The 816-nt window shown below is 51.0% G+C and carries 1 protein-coding gene and 1 pseudogene; both read right to left on the bottom strand.

The features are described from left to right. Window positions 1–428: pseudogene (locus ACOTX5_RS26680) on the bottom strand (phage tail protein); the annotation flags it as partial. A gap of 59 nt (window positions 429–487) precedes the next feature. Continuing rightward, window positions 488–816 (bottom strand): DUF6453 family protein (locus tag ACOTX5_RS26675; protein WP_421632523.1); only part of this gene is annotated, 329 nt, incomplete at its 5' end.

Below are 816 nucleotides of genomic sequence, written 5' to 3'. Positions count from 1 at the left end.
GAAAGGCTGGTAATGTCGCTGTTAGCCCCTTTCTTCGCCAGAGATTTTTGACCCGGCACGGTAACGACATTGCCGTTGATAGTGATGGTGACATCAGATGTCCCGTTCATTACATCAGCGAACCCGCTCATGTAGCGCTGGTACATCGTGAAGGTTTCAGCGATATCCTGCGCCAGACCATCCACGCTCAGACTGTCACTCAGAAGAATGGCAAACCGGGTTCCAGCGGGAACAGTTGGGTTAGCTGCTGGCGTTACGGTGAGACTTGTTGCGCTGCCAATGGTGGTAATCTGAAATACCTGCACAGGGCTGGTCATTGCAATAACGGTACATCCGTTACGAATAAGAGATCCAGCAGCAGTGAAGTTTGTGCCGGTACCTGTAAGGGTGTTTCCGCTGATGGCGATAGTGCCAGTACTATAAATCATGTTTTCTCCAGGCAATAAAAAACCCCGCCGGAGCGAGGTTGATTAAAAAGACAGTTTATTCAGACGTACATATCGGGTAGAACGGGAAGGTTCAGTGGCGTTACCGTGTCATTACCAAAAATTGCATACCGCTCGCGCCCCAGATATTTCCCACCCTGAACTGAAGCACTGCCGTTCTGTATTTTTATTCCGAACATTCTATACACGTACATGCCATTTACTTCGTGAGCCATCAGCCCGAATCTGCCCAGCGGAACATAGCCGCTGCCGATGCTCACGGCATTTTTCGAAGGTGTCCATAGCTGGTTGAGGTAGACGAAAGGCCGCTTTGTCGTCGAAAACGTGCAGGCCCCGGCTGCATTGAAGATGTTGAGCCCGGTGCCCGGCT

The sequence above is a fragment of the Enterobacter cloacae complex sp. IR5441 genome (assembly GCF_049238215.1).
Lineage (GTDB): Bacteria > Pseudomonadota > Gammaproteobacteria > Enterobacterales > Enterobacteriaceae > Enterobacter > Enterobacter hormaechei_C.
Note: the sequence above shows the minus strand (reverse complement) of the source record. Positions and strands in the feature narration are given on the sequence as shown.